The sequence below is a fragment of the Micromonospora sp. URMC 107 genome, from assembly GCF_051386315.1.
GTDB lineage: Bacteria > Actinomycetota > Actinomycetes > Mycobacteriales > Micromonosporaceae > Micromonospora.
Genome location: NZ_JBPQTK010000048.1, coordinates 22030 through 40970, shown reverse-complemented (window position 1 = coordinate 40970; position 18941 = coordinate 22030). Strand labels below are relative to the sequence as shown.

General features: G+C 75.4%; 20 protein-coding genes and 1 pseudogene. 6 read left to right on the top strand and 15 right to left on the bottom strand.

The window, feature by feature from the left end:
• Positions 1 to 311 precede the first annotated feature (311 nt).
• From ACSNN9_RS13905 to ACSNN9_RS13850, 12 genes and pseudogenes are all read right to left on the bottom strand, one after another.
• Positions 312 to 1471: pseudogene (locus tag ACSNN9_RS13905) on the bottom strand (LysM peptidoglycan-binding domain-containing protein); the annotation flags it as partial.
• A 15-nt stretch (positions 1472 to 1486) separates the two neighbouring features.
• Positions 1487 to 1918, bottom strand: a complete 432-nt coding sequence (locus ACSNN9_RS13900) for a pilus assembly protein TadG-related protein (protein ID WP_436673437.1) — start codon at positions 1916 to 1918, stop codon at positions 1487 to 1489.
• Positions 1915 to 2394 (bottom strand): TadE/TadG family type IV pilus assembly protein, encoded by a 480-nt coding sequence (locus tag ACSNN9_RS13895; protein WP_436673436.1) that lies wholly within the window; start codon positions 2392 to 2394, stop codon positions 1915 to 1917. Before ACSNN9_RS13895 ends, ACSNN9_RS13900 begins: the two co-directional genes overlap by 4 nt.
• Entirely contained in the window at positions 2379 to 2891 is a 513-nt protein-coding gene (locus ACSNN9_RS13890; RefSeq protein ID WP_436673435.1) for a TadE/TadG family type IV pilus assembly protein, read from the bottom strand. The genes ACSNN9_RS13895 and ACSNN9_RS13890 overlap by 16 nt, the downstream gene beginning before the upstream one ends.
• 9 nt (positions 2892 to 2900) lie before the next feature.
• Entirely contained in the window at positions 2901 to 3104 is a 204-nt protein-coding gene (locus ACSNN9_RS13885) for a hypothetical protein (protein WP_250102226.1), read from the bottom strand.
• Between the two features lie 26 nt (positions 3105 to 3130).
• Positions 3131 to 4009, bottom strand: coding sequence for a type II secretion system F family protein (locus tag ACSNN9_RS13880; protein ID WP_436673434.1), 879 nt, complete (start codon positions 4007 to 4009; stop codon positions 3131 to 3133).
• Positions 4006 to 4950, bottom strand: coding sequence for a type II secretion system F family protein (locus ACSNN9_RS13875; protein ID WP_436673433.1), 945 nt, complete (start codon positions 4948 to 4950; stop codon positions 4006 to 4008). Before ACSNN9_RS13875 ends, ACSNN9_RS13880 begins: the two co-directional genes overlap by 4 nt.
• A complete protein-coding gene (locus ACSNN9_RS13870; RefSeq protein ID WP_436673432.1) occupies positions 4911 to 6443 on the bottom strand; it encodes a CpaF family protein in 1533 nt (510 codons plus the stop codon). The genes ACSNN9_RS13875 and ACSNN9_RS13870 overlap by 40 nt, the downstream gene beginning before the upstream one ends.
• The gene (locus tag ACSNN9_RS13865) at positions 6433 to 7233 is read right to left on the bottom strand and encodes a ParA family protein (protein WP_436673431.1); all 801 of its coding nucleotides are present in this window, start codon (positions 7231 to 7233) and stop codon (positions 6433 to 6435) included. Before ACSNN9_RS13865 ends, ACSNN9_RS13870 begins: the two co-directional genes overlap by 11 nt.
• Before the next feature lie 2 nt (positions 7234 to 7235).
• The gene (locus tag ACSNN9_RS13860; RefSeq protein WP_436673430.1) at positions 7236 to 7895 is read right to left on the bottom strand and encodes an SAF domain-containing protein; all 660 of its coding nucleotides are present in this window, start codon (positions 7893 to 7895) and stop codon (positions 7236 to 7238) included.
• The gene (locus tag ACSNN9_RS13855; protein WP_436673429.1) at positions 7892 to 8818 is read right to left on the bottom strand and encodes a hypothetical protein; all 927 of its coding nucleotides are present in this window, start codon (positions 8816 to 8818) and stop codon (positions 7892 to 7894) included. The genes ACSNN9_RS13860 and ACSNN9_RS13855 overlap by 4 nt, the downstream gene beginning before the upstream one ends.
• Complete coding sequence (locus ACSNN9_RS13850; RefSeq protein ID WP_436673428.1) at positions 8812 to 9429, bottom strand: hypothetical protein; 618 nt, start codon at positions 9427 to 9429, stop codon at positions 8812 to 8814. The genes ACSNN9_RS13855 and ACSNN9_RS13850 overlap by 7 nt, the downstream gene beginning before the upstream one ends.
• Positions 9430 to 9978: 549 nt before the next feature.
• Between ACSNN9_RS13850 and ACSNN9_RS13845 the strand changes: the two genes are divergently transcribed.
• Positions 9979 to 10731: a prepilin peptidase gene (locus tag ACSNN9_RS13845; RefSeq protein ID WP_436673440.1), complete on the top strand. Its 753-nt coding sequence runs from the start codon at positions 9979 to 9981 to the stop codon at positions 10729 to 10731.
• Between the two features lie 122 nt (positions 10732 to 10853).
• On the opposite strand, the gene ACSNN9_RS13840 is transcribed toward ACSNN9_RS13845, so the two are convergent.
• Positions 10854 to 11492 carry a phosphatase PAP2 family protein gene (locus ACSNN9_RS13840; RefSeq protein ID WP_436673427.1) on the bottom strand — a complete coding sequence of 213 codons (639 nt, stop codon included), beginning with the start codon at positions 11490 to 11492 and terminating at the stop codon, positions 10854 to 10856.
• Between the two features lie 262 nt (positions 11493 to 11754).
• Here ACSNN9_RS13840 and ACSNN9_RS13835 point away from each other — a divergent pair, with 262 nt between their 5' ends.
• Together ACSNN9_RS13835 and ACSNN9_RS13830 are read left to right on the top strand one after the other, a co-directional pair.
• Entirely contained in the window at positions 11755 to 14070 is a 2316-nt protein-coding gene (locus tag ACSNN9_RS13835) for a glycoside hydrolase family 65 protein (protein ID WP_436673439.1), read from the top strand.
• A gap of 32 nt (positions 14071 to 14102) precedes the next feature.
• Entirely contained in the window at positions 14103 to 14594 is a 492-nt protein-coding gene (locus ACSNN9_RS13830; RefSeq protein ID WP_436673426.1) for a GNAT family N-acetyltransferase, read from the top strand.
• Here ACSNN9_RS13830 and ACSNN9_RS13825 read toward each other — a convergent pair.
• Positions 14538 to 15044 carry a hypothetical protein gene (locus ACSNN9_RS13825; protein ID WP_121397180.1) on the bottom strand — a complete coding sequence of 169 codons (507 nt, stop codon included), beginning with the start codon at positions 15042 to 15044 and terminating at the stop codon, positions 14538 to 14540. The genes ACSNN9_RS13830 and ACSNN9_RS13825 overlap by 57 nt on opposite strands.
• Positions 15045 to 15165: 121 nt before the next feature.
• Positions 15166 to 15783 carry a TetR/AcrR family transcriptional regulator gene (locus ACSNN9_RS13820; protein WP_436673425.1) on the bottom strand — a complete coding sequence of 206 codons (618 nt, stop codon included), beginning with the start codon at positions 15781 to 15783 and terminating at the stop codon, positions 15166 to 15168.
• Between the two features lie 114 nt (positions 15784 to 15897).
• On the opposite strand from ACSNN9_RS13820, the gene ACSNN9_RS13815 reads away from it, so the two are divergent.
• The 3 genes from ACSNN9_RS13815 to ACSNN9_RS13805 all read left to right on the top strand — a co-directional run bounded on the left by ACSNN9_RS13815 (position 15898) and on the right by ACSNN9_RS13805 (position 18941).
• Positions 15898 to 16764 (top strand): SDR family oxidoreductase, encoded by an 867-nt coding sequence (locus ACSNN9_RS13815; protein ID WP_436673424.1) that lies wholly within the window; start codon positions 15898 to 15900, stop codon positions 16762 to 16764.
• A gap of 258 nt (positions 16765 to 17022) precedes the next feature.
• Positions 17023 to 18522 carry a SulP family inorganic anion transporter gene (locus tag ACSNN9_RS13810; protein ID WP_436673423.1) on the top strand — a complete coding sequence of 500 codons (1500 nt, stop codon included), beginning with the start codon at positions 17023 to 17025 and terminating at the stop codon, positions 18520 to 18522.
• Positions 18522 to 18941, top strand: coding sequence for a MerR family transcriptional regulator (locus ACSNN9_RS13805; protein WP_436673422.1), 420 nt, complete (start codon positions 18522 to 18524; stop codon positions 18939 to 18941). The genes ACSNN9_RS13810 and ACSNN9_RS13805 overlap by 1 nt, the downstream gene beginning before the upstream one ends.

Sequence of the window (18941 nt, the reverse complement as noted above, 5' to 3'; positions counted from 1 at the left end):
GGTCAGGGGCGGCGGTGGCGGCCGATCGGGGTGTCGCGGGGCGAGTCCGGGTGGGCCCGGCCGTGGCCGGTCAGCCCGTGCTCGTGGGTACCGGCGCCAGGGGCCGTGGCGGTGCCGGGGGCGGTCGTGCCCGCGCGACCGTGGCCGGTGGGGTGCGCAGAGCCCCGACCGATCGGGCGTGCGGTGTCGTGGGTGCCGGTGTCCGTACCGCCCCGGCCGGTCGCGGTCGCGCTTCCGCGCGGGGCGGTGCCGGTGTCCCGGTAATCCGCGCCGCGCCCGGTCGTGGTGGCGCCACGGCGTGTTGCGGTGCCCCGGCGGGCGGCGGCCGTGCTCCGGGCAGCGCCGGCCGGTACGTGGCCCGGGCGGCGGCGCAGGCCCAGGACCGCGCCGATCTGCGCGCCGACGATGCTCGCCACCGCCAGGACGGCGGAGACCGCGAGGGGGCGGTTGACCCGATCCGGCTCGCCGGCCCGGGCCGCTCCCACCGTCACCGTCGGGGCCTGACCGGCGTCCGTCTCCGCCGGTGGCGGCACCGGGGCCTCGGCCGCAGGCGGGGGCGGCGTCGCCCGCCCGGCCAGGCCGCTCCCGGGCGGGCGACGAGGCGGCCGGTGGCGTGCCGGCGGGCACCCCGGTCCTCGGCGTCCCCGGGAAGCCTCAGCAGCTGACCCGGGTGGATCCGGTCGGGGTCGCCGAGCCGGTTCAGCTCGGCCAGCTCCCGGTAGTCGGCGAACTCGTCCAGGTAGCGCTGCGCGACGGCGCCCAGGTGGTCGCCCCTGGCCACCCGGTAGACCGCGCCACCCTCGTCCGAGGCGGCCGGAGCGACGGAGGCGGTCGACGCGGTCCGGGCAACCGGAACAACCGTCGGGGGCTGAGCGGGCAGGGCGGCCGACAGTGGTGGTGCGGCCTGAGCGGCCGAGGCGGGCCGGGCCACCGACGCCGAGGCGGGCCGGGCGACCTGAGCGGCCGAGGCGGACCAGGTGTGCGCGACCGGGGCGGACCGGGCGGCCTCCGTACCGGTCGCCTGCGCGGTCGCGGCCGGTGCCGCCGGCAGGGCGTACGGTCCGGCGACCGCCGTCGCCGCGCTCGCCGCCGGGCTGGCGGCGAGGATCAGCGCGACCGAACCGACCAGTGCGGCGGCGGCCCGCTGCTGGCGGCTCATCCCCGGCAGCCGGGGCGCGGGCCGGCGCAGCGCCTGGGCGCAGAGCTCGACCAGCACGGAGAAGGAGAACGTGGCCCAGCCGAACCAGCCGGCCAGCGCCAGCGCCCGCAGGAAGAGCCGCCCGTCGTCGCGGCTGGTCAGCGTCGAGCCGATCTCCGCGACGGTGGGCAGGTGGTCGGGCAACGGGTTGCCGGCCAGGGCGAGCAGCGCCACCGGCGCGCCGGCCAGCACCGCGCAGAGCACGACCAGCGCGCCGAACCCGGTCAGGATGCGTCCGGTCCGCCGTACGGCGGAACGCCCCGATGCGGCCATGGCTGCCTTCCCTTCCTACGGTGCCCCGGTGAGCGGCCGCGCGGTCGCCTCGCCGGAGACGGTGACGGTCTCGTCGAAGCCGAACAGGCCGAGCATGGATCTGCGGTGCGTGACGGTGACGCGTACCCGGACCCGGGTCTCCCCGTCGACGACCGGGAAGCTGACGGTGTGGCCGGCGGCACCGGCGGCGGCGAGGTAGTCGGCGACGGCCTGGCGGGCCTGGGGGCGGTCGATCCGGGGCGGCCCGCCCGCGATGGCGGTGGCCCGGTCGATGGCCTGGCCGCCGGCGCGGGCGGCCTCGGCCGCGAGGTTGTCGGCCCGCTGCAGCGTGCGCAGCTGGCCCGCGCCGTCGAAGGCCATGCCGATGACGGCCAGGACGCCGGTCATCGCCACCGCGAGGAAGATGCTCACCCGGCCCTGGTCGCGCCGGCCGGCGACGGCGGTCATCCCCGGCTCCGGTAGCGGTCCAGCGGCGACGTGAAGCTCGCCGACACGCGCTTGCCGGCGGGCATCGCCGGCAGGACGGACAGGTGCAGGTCCTCGTAGGAGACCGTGCACGCGATCCGGACGGTGACCGAGGCCTCCCGCCCGGCCGGGCTGCGGAACGCCGCGTCGAAGTTGGTGGGAGCGCCGCCCACCGCGCCGCTGAACGTCACCTCGGGAGTGCCGGCGCAGTTCAGGCCGCGCCAGTCGAGCTGCCGGCGGGCCGCGTCCCGGGCCTCGGCGCGGGCGGTGCGGGCGTCCCGGGAGATCGAGGCGGCGCGGGCGGCGTCGTGGGCGGCGGCGTCGATGGCCTCGGCCGCCACGGCGGTACGCCCGGCGACGCCCGCCAGCACGATCAGCGCGATGAAGGCCGGGGCGAGCACCGCCACCTCGATCGAGACCGAGCCCCGCTCGGCGGTACGGCTCACGGCGTGGTCCACCGTTCGACGGTTCCGTGGGCGGTCTGGCGCACCGGGAAGCTGACCCCGGGGACGACCGACAGGGACCGCCCGCGCACCGTGCAGGTCACCTCGGTCGCGGTGGTCTGGCAGCTCGGGGCGGGATCGTCCCAGCCGACGAGCCAGCCGCCGGCGGCCCGCAGGAACCGGGTGGCCCGGGCCTCGCCGGCCCCGGCCGGCGCCTGGTGCAGCCGCTGCGCGTTGACCGCGCTCTGCGCGGCGTTGAGCGCGGTGGAGCGGGCGACGAACCAGGCCGCGGCCTGGATCGAGGCGAAGAGCAGCAGCAGGATCAGCGGCATCACCACCGCCAGCTCGACCGGGTTGGCCCCCCGGTCGCCCCCGCCAACCGCGAGCCGCCGGGCGACGGCGGAGCGGAGCCGCCGGACGGCGGTCGGACCGGGGTGCCGGGCGACGGCCGCGCCGGTACGCCGGGTGGCGGCGACCGCCCGGCGCCCCGGTACGGAGTCTGCTCGGCGCACGGCCCGGCGTTACTTCGGGTCCTGGTGGGTGGGGATGTTGTCCATCCAGTCGTTCGCGGCGCCGAGGGCGGCGGCGGTGACCGCCATCGCGACGGCGACCAGGCCGAAGATGATCACGGCGGTGGGTACGGGGCTGTCGCCCCGCTCGCCGTCCTCGCGCAGTTCGGCCAGGCGTGTCGTCAGCGCGACGTGCAGGCGGGTGATGACGGACATGACGTGCTCCTTCTCTCGGGGGTGGGTCAGAGGCGGGCGATGAACGGGTAGACGGCGAAGCCGAGCAGCACGAAGACGAGCAGCGCCCCGGGGATGTCGAGCCGACTGGTCACTCCCTCGGCGCGGGCCAGGTTGTCGGTGCGGATCTGGTCGCGCAGCGAGTCGGCGCGGCTGCGCAGGGTCTCGTGCACCTGCGCGCCCTCGCTGCCGGAGGAGCGCATGATCGCCCCGACGTCGCCCAGTTCCGCGATGCCGATGCGCTCGGCGAGGTCGCGCAGCTCGTCCCAGGGCGAGTGCATCTGCATCTGGGCGATCCGCAGGGCCTCCGAGATGCGGTCGAAGACCCAGCCGTCGCAGACCGCCGCCGCCCGCTCCAGCGACTGCACCGGTCCGTGCGCGGCGGAGAGCTGCAAGGCGACCAGGTCGAGGTAGGTGCAGACCGCCTGGCGGAACTCGTCGCGCGCCCGGTCCGCCCGGTCCAGCACCGACCGGTGCGCGATCAGGGCGCAGAGCAGCGCCAGCCCGAGGCTGCCGAGCACGGGTACGACCACCGGCAGCCGGATGCCGACGGCGAACAGGGTGGCGCCGAGCAGCGTCGGCGCGGCGAGCCCGATCAGCGCGGAGAGCAGCATCGACAGGGCGTACTGCTCGGGGGTCCGGTCGATCAGGGCGAGCTGCCGGTGCGGTGGCCGCAGCCAGCGGGACAGCCCGGTGAGCCACTCCAGCCGCCGGTCCGCGGGCGCGGCGAACTGCCCGCCGCCCGGCGGCTGGTGCAGCCGACGCAGCGCGGGCCCGAGCGCGGGGGTGGCCGGCACCAGCTCGCGGACCACCAGGAAGGCGCCGAGCCCGACCGCCGCCCCGCCGCAGACGGCCACCGCGAGCTGCCAGTTGAGGACCAGGCTCATGCCAGCACCTCCTCCGGGTCGGGGGCGGGCAGGAAGCGCGCCGGCCGGCGGGGCTGACTCATCGACCGCACCCAGGCCAGCAGGCCGACGAAGGCCGCGCCGAGCGCCGCCATCACGAGCTGCCCGAAGGGCGTGCCGTACGGGCTGATGTACTCGGTGTTGAGCAGCCCGTACGCGACGGTGGCCAGGGTCATCCCGGTGAGGAAGCGGACCGCGAAGCGCGGCTGGGTGCGCTTCGCCTCGATCTCCCGGCGGGTGGCCACCTCGGCCGCCGCCGCCCCGGCGATCGAGCCGAGCACGTCGCCGAGGCGCTCGCCCCGGTCGGTCACGTGCAGGATCAGCGCGGCCACCACCTGGTCGCAGACCGGGTCGCCGATCTCGTCGGCGAAGGCGAGCAGCGCGGGGCGGGCCAGCCAGCCGGCCTGGAGGCGCGCGGCGAGCAGCCGTACCTCCTCCTGAATCTCCTCGGGCGCGGTGGCGACGGTGCCGATGATCGTCTGCTGGAGCCCCTGGCCGGTGGCGGAGACGTCCCGGAGCCGGCGGGTCCACTCGCCGACCGCCTCGATGCGGGCGATGGCCCGCTGCTCGGCCCTGCCGACGGAGAAGAGCCACGGGGTGCCCGGGACGGCCACGGCGACCAGCAGGCCGACCACCGGCAGGCCGGTGACCAGGAAGGCCAGCGCCCCCGCGACCAGGGCGCCCACCAGCAGGGCCTGGTGCGCCCGCTGCTCGCGCGCGGTGGCGCCCGAGCCCTTCCACAGGCGGTCCAGGCCCCGGCCCGCGCCGGGCCTGCCGGGTGGCCGGCGGGTGCCGACCAGCGCGACGACCGCCAGCAGCAGCCCCGCGACGCAGGCGGCCCCGGAGGCGACCGCGACGAGTTCGACGTTGTCCAGCACCGGCGTCACCGCCGTCCGAGCCGGGTGTGCCGGGGCCGCCGCCACGCGCCCGTGCCGGCCTCGATCCACCGGCTGAGCAGCCGGGCGTCGTAGCCGACCCGGAGGAGTTGGGCGCGCACCCGCTCGGGCAGGTGCAGGGGCACGGCCCGCCCGTCCGGCCCGGGCCCGAACACCTGGGTGGTGGTGATCCGGTTGCCGTCGCCGACCCCGATGACCTCCTCGACGTGCGAGACGAAGCGGTGCTTGCGCCCGCCGATCGCGGTCTCGTCCTCGACGGTGACGTAGACGATCAGGTCCAGCGCGTTGCCGGCCATCCGGCGGGCCTGGTCGACGGTCATCTCCCGGCCGTGCGCGAGCGCCAGCTCGATGATCCGCTCGCTCACCCCGGCGGGCGTACGCGCGTGGATGGTGCACATCGAGCCGCGGCTGGTCGTCATGGCCTGGAGCATCGGGACGATCTCCCGGGACCGGACCTCGCCGACGATGATCCGCAGCACGCCCATCCGCAGGGAGACCGGGATCAGGTCGGCGATGCTCACCTCGCCGGCCGGGCGGCCGTCCGCCCCGCGTTCGCCGTGCCCCTCCCGGGCCTCGAAGCTCATCACCGCCCGGTGCTTGAGCCGGCGGCGGGCCGGCAGCAGCTCGCGGCTCTCCTCCAGCAGCACGTACGGCTCGTCGGCCGGGATCTCGTCCATCAGCGCCCGGATGACGGTGGTCTTCCCGGCGCCCGCGAGGCCGGCCACCATGATGTTCAGCCCGGCGCGCATGGACGCGCGGAGGAAGTCGCGCACCAGCGGGTCGATCATCTCGTCCAGGTCGCCCCGGCCCCCGGCGAGGTCGTCGAGGCTCACGTCCAGCGTGTTGTGCTTGCGGATCACCGCGTACGGGCGGTGGCTGACCAGGAACACCGCGGCGAGCCGGCTGCCGTCGGGCAGTTGCAGGTCGAGGGTGGGCTTGGACGTCGACAGCGAGCGCTCGGTGGCCCCGGCCCGGCGGGCCGCCGCCTGGAGGATCTCCACCAGCTCGTCGTCGCTGTCGGCGATCGGCTCCACCCAGTCGACCCCGCCGCCGTGCCGGGTGACGCGCACCTGGTCGCAGCCGAGGATGTGCACCTCCTCGATGGTGTCGTCGACCAGCAGCGTCTGGAGGCGGCCGAGCCCGGCCAGCTCGGCGGTCACCTGGTCGAGCAGGATCCGCTCCTCGCCGGCCGCCATCGGGGTGCCGGCCCGGCGCACCGCGTCGGCGTACTCGGCCACCACCGCCACCGCGAGCCGGGCGCGCTCGGTGTCCTCCTCGTCGACGGTGAACTCCCGGCCGCGCTGCCACAGGGCGAGCCGCTCGCTGAGTTCCCGACGCAGCTCGCGGACCACCTGGAAGTCGACCCGGGGGCGCGGCGGCGGCTCCGGCCGCGGCGCGGTGACCGGCACCGGCAGCGGAACGGGGTGGTGCCGCCCGTTGGGCGGGGCGAGCGGCGGCGCGGTGGAGGTGGCGCCGGGCGGCTGGCGGCGCGGGTCGCCGGAGACCGGTTCAAACCGCATCCGGCACCCCCTGCGCCACGGGCCAGGCCAGCCGGGCGCGCCGGCGTTCCAGCAGCGCCCCGACCGGCACCTCCAGGGCCCCGGCCGCGCGCATCAGGGGCCGACCGGCCCGCACGGTGCCGCCGAGGCCGAGCACCTCGGCGGTACGCGGGTCGTGCGGCATCCGGGCGATCACCGGCAGCCGCAGCGCCTTGCTGACCTCGCCGCTGCCGTGGCCGTCGCCGACCAGCAGCAGCCGCAGGGTGCCCGGCGGCACCCGGTGCTCGGCGAAGTCCCGCTCGATCGCCTTGGCCATGGCCCGGGTGCCGGAGAGATCGGGGAGCCGGGCGCCGCTGACCAGCAGCACCACCGAGGCGGCGCGCAGGATCGGCCACGGTGGACCGACGACGTGCAGCCGCCCGCAGTCCACCACCACGTCGTACGGCGGGTCGCCGCCCTCCAGGCTGCCGAAGAAGTCGGCGAACCGCTGCCAGAGCGGGGTGACGCTGCCGGCCTGGGCGGGGTCGACGACGCCGGGCAGCAGCAGCCGCTCCCGCTTCGGCGCGTCCAGGTCGACCAGTTGCGACCAGAACGCCGACTCCAGGTTGCCGTCGCGCAACTCGCCGACCGCCAGCTCGCCGATGCCCCGGGGCCCGTCGAGCGCGCCGCCCAGGTAGCCGGCGAGGATCGACCCGCCGGCCGGGTCGCACTCGGCGAGCACCAGCCGCCGGTGCCAGGTCAGGGCGCAGGCCAGGGCGGTGGTGGTGACGCCCGGGGAGCCCTTCGCCGACACCAGCGCGACGATCGCCATCGTCAGGCCGCCTCGGTCAGTACGAGGGCGATCCGCTCCTGGCTGGACAACGCGACGACGGCCGGCACGTCCCGCACGGCGAGCGCCAGGTAGACCACCACCTCGTCGTCGTCGTCGGAGGTGACGGTGTCGATGACCGTCGCCTCGAACCGGGTGGCGGCGCCGGCCGGGCGGTCGTCGTCGCCGTCCGGCGTGCTCACCAGCAGGACCTTGTCGCCGGGGTGGAGCTTGCGGGCGGGCACCTCGGCGGGGCCCAGGCCCAGGGCGAGCTGCTGCTGGCCGGGCCCGAGCAGCGGGTCGTCGGTGAGCTGGGCCATCGTCAGCAGCGTGCCGGGGGTCAGCGACACGGCGGCCCGCTTGCCGACCACCTCGTCGAGCCGGCCGGCGGGCACCGGGGAGAGCCCCTGACCGCCGGCCACCTGCACCGGGACCAGGTCGTCGGCGCTGACCTGCCGGCCGACCTCGACCGGCCGGGCCACCGCCAGGTAGCTGCCGGTGGCGCGTACCGAGGTGACCGCGAACGCCGCCCCCAGGCCGCCGAGGGCGATCAGCAGCACGGCCAGGCCGAGCAGCCCGGGCCGCATCCGGCGCTGCCGGACCACCCTGGGCGGGGCGACCGGCGCGTCCACCGGCCCGGTTCCGTTCCGGGTCGCCACACTCATTGAGCCACCACCTGTAGTTCGTTGATTCGGACCGGGATCGTCCCCGTGGGCCGGTTGACCGGGATGACGCCGCTCTGGCCGCCGCCCTCCCAGGTCACCTTCCAGTACGTCGTGGCCCGCACCCGGTAGTCGCCGGCCTTCGGGTAGCCGCTGTGGTAGCCGCAGTCGGGGGAGCGGCGGCCGGCGCGGGGGCCGTCGGCCCGGTACGCGGTCCCCGCGTCGGAGCAGGTGACCTGGTCGCCGTTGCCCATGTCCCAGACGATCCGGTCGAACGTCGCCGTGATCTCCACGGTCAGGCCCCGCTCGGTCTCCGACGCCTGCTGGATCGGCCCGAAGTACCTGGGGTCGTCGCCGTTGCTGCCCCACATCCAGACCGGCAGCCCGACCAGGCCGGGGCCCTTGCTGCGGCGGGGGGCGACCGCGATCCGGGGCGTCGCGATGGTGATCTTCGCCAGTGCCCGCCGGGCGAGTTCCTCCGGGTCGGGCGGCGCGCCGAAGCCGGGCGGCGGGGCGTCGAGCAGGACCGGGGTCTGGGTGCCGAGGCCGCTGCCGCTGCATGAGCGCAGGTACCACTGCTTGCCCTCGGGGGCCTCGGGCTGCGGATGGGCGAGCTTGTAGTAGCACCCGTCCCCGTTGTTGAACCAGCCGAGCACGTCGTGGTAGCAAGCGACGGTGCGGCCGTTCCACTGACACTTGCCGCCGCCGCCCCCACCCCGGGCGATCCCGGCGGGGGCGGGGACGACGGCGGGATCGCCCGGGGTGCCGGGATCGTCGTCCCACACGCTGCAGTCGCTCTGCCCCGGCGGGCACTCCGCGCCGGGATCCGCCCGCCCCGCGGCGATCGCGGGCACGGCCGCCCCGAGCGCCAGCAGCAGGGCCAGGCCGGTGCCCGCGAGGGACCGGCGGGCCCTCCGCGTCAGCACGGCAGGTCCTCGTGGGCGGCGCCGGCGCTGATCAGCCAGCGGCCGTCCGGGTAGCGGGTGGCGGTGGCGGTGGCCAGGTGCCGCGTTCCGCCGGTGCCGGGTACGACCCGCTTGTCCCTGGTGTAGACGAGCCGGTAGCGGGTGGCGTCCAGGCAGTCCTGGATCTCCACGGTGGGCGGGCTCGAATCCAGGCTCACCGAGGTCACCGTGGGGTCGGAGACCAACGTGCCGGTACGCATCGCGCCGTGCTCCTTCGCCTCGTGGATGGCCAGCTGGACCCGGGTCAGCAGCGGGTCGGCGAGGAACCGGGACAGCTCCGGATGGTGGGGGTCGCCGCGCCCGCTCGCCGTGCGGGAGGCGGTGAGATACCCGGCGTACGCGGCGAGCGCCGCCTTCCTCGCCGCCTGTTCGTCGGCGGCCTGTCGGGTGGGGGCGGGCGTGTCCCCGGCGGTCGCCGCCCGGGGGGTGGTTCCGGGCTCGGCGCCACAGGCCGGGGCCGCGCCGAGCGCCGCGATGGCGAGCAGGCAGGTTGCCCCTCGGCTGAACCGCCGTCCGCGCACGTCGTGCCTCCTCGGTGGCCACCCGGGGCCGGCGTACCGGCTTCCGGGCATGCGGCGGCGCGGCCGGATGGGATTGTCCGGACCTGTCGAAACTGCCACCGCATTTACCGTTGTAAATCTCCACGGATTCGATGTCCCGCGTCGTCCCGTCGCGTGGTTGTGGGTTGCACCACACCCAAGGGGCGAGCATAGGCTGACGTTCGCCGATGCGACAGGGGCAATTCATGTGAGCACTGTGAGTGATGACGGGCGGTGGCGACGGGTGGTTTCGGCTGGTGACGGCAGGGGAGGCGGCGAGACCCGGCGGGGCGGCGGCGTGGGAAGCGCGACCCGTGGGCGCGGAGTCGACGGGGCGGTCGGTGCGTGTCCCGGACATGCCGGCTGGTCCGATCCGTCCCCCGGGTCGACGCATCGACATTCCGTCGACATGGGATTCCCGCCAATGTGGAAGCGCCATTCCCGCGCGCAATTCCACGCCTCGTGCGGAAGGGGCGCGGGCCGTTTCGCCCGTTACGGCAGGGCGTCTACGCCGCTACCCTCCGTGGTCGCCTCCGGCGCCGGCCTGCGGGCGCGACCGTGGCGCTGACCGGGCCGCCGACGGTGGCGGAGCCGACCGCGCCGAAGGCCGCCCCGCGCGGCGCGCGGCTGCTGGCCGTCCTCGCGCTCGCCCCGGCGCTCCGGCTCGCCGTGCTCCGGCACGCCGTACCGCCGGGGGTGGGGACCCGGACCGGGTGCGACGCGTGCGGTGCCCCGATCGGGCTGGCCCGGCCCTGGCCGGCGCTGGGCCCGACGGCGCGGTGCGGGCCGTGCGGGGTGCGCGTCGGCCCGCCGCCGGGCGCGGTGGAACTCGCCCTCGCGGCGGCTGTCGGGGCGCTGGCGCTGCTCGGGCCGCCCGCGACCGTGCTGGTCGCCACAGCCTGGTGGGTTGGCTGGGCCATCCCGCTGGTCTTCGTCGACGCGGCGGTGCACCGGCTGCCGGACCGGCTCACCTGGCCCGCCGCGGGCGGGACCTGGCTGCTGCTGGGCCTGGCCGCCCTCGCCGGGGCGGGCCCAACGCCCTGGCTGCGAGCCACCGCCGCGGGCGTCGCGCTGGCGCTCTTCTTCGCCGCCACCACGCTGCTGCTCGGCCGGCGCGGCTTCGGCCTCGGCGACGCGAAGCTGGCGCTCGGCGTCGGCGCGCTGCTGGGCTGGTACGGCTGGGCCGCGCTGGTCGCCGGGCTGCTGCTCGCCCTGCTGCTCTCCGGACTGGTCGGTGTCGCGCTGCTGGCCGCCCGCCGGGTCGGCTGGCGCAGCCACCTCCCCTTCGGCCCGTTCCTCGTCCTCGGCGCCCTCGCCGCCCTCCTTCTCCCCTGACCCGGGCGGGCTCCGACGTTCCCGGGGTCAGCGGCGGCCGTCCCCGCCCCGGCGGAAGACCGGGACCGCCGAGGCGGTGACGGGGCCACACCCCGCCGACGGCGACTCGCCGAGCGGGGCGGTCAGCGGCGGGACGTCGGGGTGGCCGGGTCGGGGACGGGGCGCTCGGCCTCGCGGGCGCGGCGGTGCAGCAGCCCGGCGGCGGGGCGGGCGAAGAGCGGCGTGAGCAGCGCGGCGAACAGGGCGCCGAGCAGGACGCCGGCGACCACGTCGTGGGGGTAGTGCACGCCGACGAAGACGCGGGAGAACGCGGCCAGCGCCGCCAGCGGCAGCGCCACCAGCCCGACCCGGCGGGACAGCAGCAGCGTCGCCACCGCCAGGCCGCCCGCGATCGTCGAGTGGTTGCTGGGGAACGACCAGTCGCCCGTCGGCGGGCACTCGCCGGCGACGATGGCGAACTCGGTGGCGAGCGCCCGGCAGGGGCGCTCCTGGTCCACCACCGTCTTCAACAACTCGCTGAACCCGTACGCGAGCACCACCGGCGCCGGCGACACCAGGGCGTACGCGCGGTCGCGCGGCCCGCCCCCGAGCCGGGACACGGCCGCGATCAGCCACAGCGCGCCGAGCAGCAGGATCGCGCCCTCGGTGAAGTGCTCGGCGAACCACTGCACCGGTTGCGGGGTGTCTGCCGCGAAGTCGACGATGTCCCGGTACCACTCGACACTGATTTCCGGAGCGTCCGGCCTGTCCGCATCAATCATGATTCACCTCACGCATCGTTCATACCTCGTTTAGCTCGCAGACAACCCTGGAACACCTGGAAGCTGGGCGCAGTGTGCATTGGTCGGGTGGCGACCCCGACCTTCGTCTCAGCGACCTCTCAGCCCGGTCTGCTTCGATTGGCCTGGTAAGTCGGACTTCCTTGGAGGCGCTGTGCACGACACCCCCATCGCCGATCGGCCGCCGACCGGGCAGGTCACGGGGGAGGACGAGGCCTGGCGGATCCGGCGTACGGAGGCGGACATGGACCGCCTCGCCGAGACCGAGTCGATCTTCGCGTTGGGCAACGGCTGGGTCGGCTGGCGCGGCACCCTGGACGAGGGCACGCCCTACGGGATGCCCGGCACCTACCTCAACGGCTTCCACGAGCGGCGCGAGCTCGACTACCCCGAGGACGGGTACGCCTTCCCGCAGTTCAGTGACACCGTGATCAGCGCGCCGAACGCGGCCCTGATCCGGCTCTGGGTCGACGGCGAGCCGCTGGACGTGCGCACCGGCACCCTGCGCACCCACGAGCGGGTGCTCGACCTGCGCGCCGGGGTGGTCGAGCGGCACACCGAGTGGACCTCCCCGGCCGGCCACGGCGTACGCGTCCGCAGCGTCCGGCTGGTCTCCCTGCCCCGCCGTCCCGTGGCCGCCGTCCGGTGGTCCGTCGAGCCGTTGGACGGCACGGTCGAGGTGCGGGTCTGCGCCGACCTGCTCGCCAACGAGCGGGTGCCGGAGCGCGCCGACGACCCCCGCGCCGCCTCCGTCATCACCGACCCGCTGACCGCCGAGTACCGCCACTCCGACGGGCACGACGGCGTCCTCGTCCACCGCACCGAGCACAGCGGCCAGCGGGTCGCCGTCGCCGTCGCCCACGACGTGCACGCCCCGGACGGCTTCGCCCCCGGCGTCGACTGCACCCCCGACCGGCTGCGCCTCACGCTGACCGGGACGCTGCGCGCCGGCGAGCGGCTCCAACTGACCAAGTTCGCCGCGTACGAGTGCACCCCGGTGGACGGCATGCCCCCGGAGGAGCTGGCCCGCCTGGTCGTCGCGGAGGCCGACGCGGCCCGCGCCGAGGGCTTCGAGGCCCTGCTGGCCGGCCAGCGCGCGGCGCTGGACGTCGCCTGGCAGACCGCCGACGTGCAGCTCGACGGCGACGCCGAACTCCAGCAGGCCATCCGGTTCTCGGTGTTCCACCTGCTCCAGGCGGGCCGGGCGGACGGCGACCGGACCATCCCCGCCAAGGGCCTGACCGGCAACGGCTACGACGGGCACGTGCTCTGGGACACGGAGGGCTACGTGCTGCCCGTGCTGACCTACCTCGACCCGCCACTGGCCCGCTCGGCGCTGCGCTGGCGGCACGCGCACCTGCCGCAGGCCCGCGAGCGCGCGGCGGAGCTGCGGCTGACCGGGGCGACCTTCCCGTGGCGGACCATCGGCGGGCAGGAGTGCTCCGGCTACTGGCCGGCCGGCACGGCCGGGCTGCATCTCAACGCCGACATCGCCGACGCGGTGCTGCGCTACGTCGCCGCCACGGGCGACGAGGAGTTCCTCGCCGGGCCCGGGCTGGAACTGCTGGTCGAGACGGCCCGGCTCTGGCACGGCTTCGGCCACTGGTCCGACACCGGCACCTTCCACCTGCACGGCGTGACCGGCCCCGACGAGTACAGCGCCCTGGTCGACGACAACGTCTTCACCAACCTGATGGCCCGGCGCAACCTGCGCGGCGCCGCCGACGCCGCCGAGCGGCACCCCGAGGCGGCGGCCCGGCTCGGGGTCGAGCCGGCCGAGGTGTCGGCGTGGCGGGCCGCGGCGGACGCGGTCTTCGTCCCGTACGACCGCAAGCGCGGGGTGCACCAGCAGGCGGCCGGCTTCACCGAGCAGCCGGAGTGGGACTTCGCGAACACCTCCGACGACGACTACCCGCTGCTGCTGCACTTCCCCTACCTGGAGCTGTACCGCAGGAAGGTGGTCAAGCAGGCCGACCTGGTGCTCGCCATGCAGCGCTGCCCGGGGGAGTTCACGGCCGACGAGAAGGCCCGCAACTTCGCCTACTACGAGGCGCGGACCGTCCGGGACTCGTCGCTGTCGGCCTCCCCGCAGGCCGTGCTCGCCGCCGAGGTCGGGCACCTCGACCTGGCGTACGACCTGTTCGCCGAGTCGGTGCTCCAGGACCTGGCGGACCTGGGCGACAAGACCGGCGACGGGCTGCACCTGGCGTCGCTGGCCGGGGCGTGGCTGGCCCTGGTGCAGGGCTTCGGCGGGATGCGCGACGACCGGGGGGTGCTCTCCTTCGACCCCCGGCTGCCGGCGGCGATCGACCGGCTCGCGTTCAGCCTGCGCTGGCACGGCCACCGGCTGCGGGTCACCCTGACCTCCGAGGAGGCCCGCTACGAGCTGCCGGACGCCGACCCGGAGACCGGCATCGAGGTGTGGCACCACGGCGAGCCGCTCCGGGTCACCGGGGCCGGGCCGGTGACGCGGCCGATGCCCGCGGTGCCCGACCCGGGCCCGGAGCCGCACTCCCCGCCCGGCCGCCGCCCCACCCGCCGCTCCGCCGGCGAACGCTGAGGAGGGCGGGGGCGCCTGGGTAGGGTGGCGCGGTGTCGGATCTCCAGCGGCTCGCCGCCCACCACGCCGCCGCGCTGCTGCGCTTCGAGCGGGAGAACCGGGAGTGGTTCGCGCGGTCGGTGCCGGACCGGGGCGACGCGTACTTCGCCGACTTCGCTGCGCGGCACGCGGGGCTGCTCGCCGAGCAGGAGACCGGCCGCTGCCACTTCCACGTCCTGGTCGAGCCGGACGGAGCGGTGCTGGGCCGGTTCAACCTGGTCGACGTCGCCGACGGCGAGGCCGAGCTGGGCTACCGGGTGGCCGAGCGGGCCGCCGGGCGCGGGGTGGCGACCGACGGCGTCCGCCGCGTCGTGGCACTCGCCCGCCGGGCGTACGGGCTGCGCCGGCTGACCGCCCAGACCACCATGGACAACGCGGGCTCGCGCGCGGTGCTCCGGCGCACCGGGTTCACGCCGGTCGGCGAGGTGTCACTCGACGGGCGCCCCGGGCTGCGGTTCGCCCGAGAGCTGACGGCCGACGACTGACGCGCCGGACATCCGCTGCCGGACGGTCTCCAGCGCCTCGAAGGCGTACGCCCAGTTGTGGCACTTGAAGCTGCGCAGCCCCTCGATCGCGGTGCGGCAGTCGGTGCAGCGCACCCCGGCGATCGCGTCCGGGACCTCGGTGTTGACGTACCTGCGGTCGCCGAGGATGACCGTCGCGATCATCATCCGGTCGTGCACGCCGGAGAGGGCGGAGGAGACGATGTCGTACCAGTTCACCCGGCGGCCGCACTTCGGGCAGTCCGGCTCGTCCCCGCTGACCCAGAGCGGGGCGCCGATGCTCCGCAGCGGCATGCCGAGCAGCTTCTCGATGCGCCGCACGTCCGACTCCGGGGTCGTCCACCGGTGCCTGCCGGGCAGCGAGGCGGGCGAGTCGTAGACGGCACGGAACAGGACCGGGTCGACCTCCACGGTCTCGCGCTGACTGGTCATCGGCGTGCCTCCTCCACGGTCGGCGCCCGCACCGTCGTGGCGGGTGGGGCGGATACAACCGGATCAACGACGACCGGGGGTCGGGTGTTGTGTCCGCCCGGCGCGCGGGACCGGCCGAGGGCTACGCCTCGCGGGGGCGCAGGCCGCGCAGCGCGGTGTCCACCACCTGGTCGGCGTACCCGTGGGTCAGGGGGCCGGTGCGCTGGAGCCACCGGTTGAGGACCGGACCGAAGAGCAGGTCGACGGCCACATCGAGATCGACGTCCTCGGCCAGTTGCCCCGCGCGCCGAGCGGCGCGCAGGCGCTCCTTCTTCAGCTCCCGCATGGGCCCGTCCAGCCGCGTCGCGTAGTCGGCGGCCAGGGCGGGGTCGTGGACGATCTCGGTGTGCAGGGCGCGCATCGGCTGGTCGTAGCGCGGGTCGTTCAGCTCGTCGACGATCGCCCGCAGGACCAGCTTCAGGTCGGCGGCCAGGTCGCCGGTGTCGGGCAGGGCGCCGCTCCGGCCGTCCTGCCCGCCGTCGGTCGTGAGCGCGAGGAAGGCGTCGAAGAGCAGGGCGCCCTTCGAGGGCCACCAGCGGTAGATCGTCTGCTTGCCGACGCCGGCGGCGGCGGCGATGCCTTCGATGCTGAGCTTCGCGTAGCCCACCTCGCCGACGAGGTCGAAGGCGGCGGCGAGGATGGCGCGGCGCGCCGTCTCACTGCGACGGCTGGAGTCGGGGGCGACCTTCTGCGGGGGCACGGGCCCAATCTAGCAAGGGGTGAGACGAGACGGTCCGTCTTGACAGCGCGGCGTGGTCGGGTACGGTCTCCCTCATGAACAAGACGAGACGGTCCGTCTCGACAAGGAGGTCCCATGGAAGCCCCAGCCACCGCCGTACCGCGGGTCTGGTTCGTCACCGGGGCCAGCCGCGGCCTCGGCCGGGCGTTCACCGAGGCGGCGCTCGCCGCCGGCGACCGGGTCGTCGGCGCGGCCCGGGACGTCTCGCCGCTCGACGACCTCGCCGCCCGACACCCCGGCCGCCTGCTGGCGCTGCGCCTCGACGTCACGGACCGCGCGGCGGTCTTCGACGTCGTCGCCCGCGCGGTCCGGCACTTCGGGCGGCTCGACGTCGTCGTGAACAACGCCGGCGCCCTCTTCATGGGCATGGTGGAGGAGTTCACCGAGGCCGAGGCCCGCGCCCAACTGGACCTCAACTTCTTCGGCGCGCTCTGGGTCAGCCAGGCCGTCCTGCCGCAGCTGCGCGCCCAGGGCAGCGGGCACGTCGTGCAGGTCTCCAGCATCGGCGCGCTCGGCGGCTTCCCGAGCACGGGGCTCTACAGCGCGAGCAAGTTCGCGCTGGAGGGCATGAGCGAGGCGCTGGCCGCCGAGGCCGCCCGGTTCGGCGTCAAGGTCACCATCGTCCAGCCGGGCGGCTACTGGACCGACCTCTACGCCAGCAGCAGGGCGGCCACCCCGGACCCCGCCTACGACCCGCTGCGGGAGGAGCTGGCGCGGCAGTGGGCGGAGGGGTCGGTCGACAGCGAGCCCCGGCTGGCCGCCGAGGCGCTGCTGAAGCTGGTCGCCAGCGACGACCCGCCGCTGCGGCTGCTGCTCGGCAGCATGGTCTACGACCTCGCCTTCGACATCTCGAAGCGGCGCATGGACGTCTGGGCGGGCTGGGAAGAGGTGAGCCGCGCCGCCGAGAAGGCCGTCCCGGCCCCGGGCGCCGGGCCGACCTGACCGGCCGGGCGGGCTCGGCGGGGACGTGCCGGCGACGGCCGCCGTGATGATCGCCACGCGGGTGCGAACTCTTCCGTGGCGGAAGAGTAGGGTCCGCTGGGCCGCCGTGCCGCGCGCCCCCTGTCCGCGGCAACCGGGCAACGACGCCTGGCCGACGTCGGTGGCCGTGTCCGTACGCGATGCGATGCGACCCCGACCGACCCGCGCCCCCTGTGGGTGGCGCGGTGCGCGCCCCCGCCCCCGAGTGGAAATGGCTCCATGCCGTCTGTGCTGTCCGCGGCCTCCCGTCCGCGCCTGTCCCGCCCGTCCTGGCTGTCGCCCAAGGTGTTCCGCACCGAGGTCCTCGCGGGCCTCGTGGTCGCCCTGGCGCTGATCCCGGAGGCGATCTCCTTCTCGATCCTGGCCGGGGTCGACCCGCGCGTCGGCCTGTTCGCCTCGTTCACCATGGCCGTCACCATCGCGATCTGCGGCGGACGGCCGGCGATGATCTCCGCCGCCACCGGCGCGATCGCCCTCGTGGTGGCGCCGCTGGCGAAGGAGCACGGCCTGGACCACCTGATCGCGGCGGTGATCCTCGGCGGCGCGATCCAGATCCTGCTGGCGGTGCTCGGGGTGGCGAAGCTGATGCGGTTCATCCCGCGCAGCGTGATGGTCGGCTTCGTCAACGCCCTGGCCATCCTGATCTTCGCCGCCCAGGTGCCGCACCTGCTCGGAGTGCCGTGGCTGGTGTACCCGCTCGTGGCCGTCGCGCTGGCGATCATGGTGGGGCTGCCCCGGCTCACCCGGGCCGTCCCGGCGCCGCTGGTCGCCATCGTGGTGCTGACCGTGCTCACGGTGACCACCCACCTGGCGGTGCCGACCGTGGGCGACGAGGGGGCGTTGCCGGACAGCCTGCCCACGCTCGGCCTGCCGCAGATCCCCTGGACCATGGACACCCTGACCCTGATCGCCCCGTACGCTCTGGGGATCGCGCTGGTCGGGCTCATGGAGTCGCTGATGACCGCGAAGCTGGTCGACGACATCACCGACACCCCGTCCAGCAAGACCCGGGAGTCGTGGGGACAGGGCGTGGCCAACATCGTCACCGGCTTCTTCGGCGGCATGGGCGGCTGCGCGATGATCGGCCAGACGATGATCAACGTGAAGGCGTCCGGCGCCCGTACCCGGCTGTCGACCTTCCTGGCCGGAGTCTTCCTGCTGATCCTGGTGGTCGCGCTCGGCGACGTGGTCGCGGTGATCCCGATGGCCGCCCTGGTGGCCGTGATGGTCATCGTGGCCGGGTCCACGTTCGACTGGCACTCGGTCGCCCCGGCCACGCTCAAGCGGATGCCGTACGGCGAGACGATCGTCATGCTGACCACCGTCGGCACCACCCTGGCCACCCACAACCTCGCCGTCGGCGTCGTCGCGGGCGTGCTCACCGCGATGGTGGTCTTCGCCCGCCGGGTCGCCCACCTGGTGGAGGTCACCAGCGTCCTCGACCCCGACGGGACGACCCGGATCTACTCGGTGCGCGGCGAGCTGTTCTTCGCCTCCAGCAACGACCTCGTGCACCAGTTCGACTACGCGAACGACCCCGACAGGGTGGTCGTCGACATGACGCACGCCCACGTCTGGGACGCCTCCTCCGTCGCCGCCCTCGACGCCATCACCACCAGGTACGCCGCCCGGGGCAAGACCGTGGAGATCGTCGAGCTGAACAAGCCCAGCGCCCACATCCACGGCACCCTCGCCGGCCGGCTCGGCGTCGGCCACTGATGGCCGCCGGCAGCCGTACGGAGGGCCGGCTGGTGCAGATCGGTGAGGCCGCCGAGCGGGTCGGGCTGAGCATCCGCACCATCCGGCACTACGAGGACGTCGGCCTGATCGTGCCCTCGGCCCGCAGCGACGGCGGCTTCCGCCTCTACACCGCGCCCGACCTCGACCGGCTCGCCGTGGTGAAGCGGATGAAGCCCCTCGGCTTCACCCTCGACGAGATGCGCGACCTGCTCGCCGTCCTCGACGCTCTCGAAGAGGCCGAGGGCGCCGACCGGGCCGCCCTGCTCGACCGGCTCGGCATGTTCCACGCCGCCGCCACCGCCCGCGTCGGCGCGCTGCGCGACCAGCTCGCCACGGCCGAGGGGTTCGCCGACACGCTCCGCGACCGGCTCGACCAGCACGGCGGCCCGCCCTCCTGA